Below are 582 nucleotides of genomic sequence, written 5' to 3'. Positions count from 1 at the left end.
GCCGGCAACTTGTCGTTTGTCGATTCCTTCTCCTTGAACAAGGCAGCGGAAATACCGCCGATGCTCAGCGAGTAGAACTTTTTGCCATCTTTGTCCTTCAACCAGGCGGAGGCCTCCAGGCGAAGTTTTTTGCCGTCCTTCTTGTCGTCGAGAGCAAACTCCACGAAGCCTTCCAGGATGGGTTTGCCCTGTGCCGGATTGGTAACGGGGAACAGTGAGCCAGTTGCGTTTTTGAGGATGAGAGCGATAGACATGATTGGGTCCTAAGTTGATTAGCGTTGAAAAAGACCAAACGTTTTTGCGATTTGTCTGGTGATCGGTTATGACCCACACCGGTTTATAACTGCCCTTTGCAAACTGAAGGAAGTCAGATGGTCCCGATAATACATCAACATTTTGAAATATCACAATCGGGATTGTATTTCTTTGTAAATGATATTTTCAATACGCCAGTCAAGACTGAAACGCCTTCACGAGGATTTTGGACGGGCCGTCGCAGCGATTAATTCAAACTTGACGGAAATCGACGGCTCGTAAACGAAAGGTGAGACTTTCCGGTAAATGGAATAGCCTCTTCTGGTG

The 582-nt window shown here is 47.3% G+C and carries 1 protein-coding gene; it reads right to left on the bottom strand.

The genetic code is table 11. The features are described from left to right. Nucleotides 1-254 (bottom strand): hypothetical protein (locus JK635_RS29415; RefSeq protein ID WP_202656463.1); only part of this gene is annotated, 254 nt, incomplete at its 3' end. Nucleotides 255-582: the final 328 nt, after the last annotated feature.

The sequence above is a fragment of the Neobacillus paridis genome, from assembly GCF_016765675.1.
Taxonomy (GTDB): Bacteria; Bacillota; Bacilli; order Bacillales; family Cytobacillaceae; genus Neobacillus; species Neobacillus paridis.
Note: the sequence above shows the minus strand (reverse complement) of the source record. Positions and strands in the feature narration are given on the sequence as shown.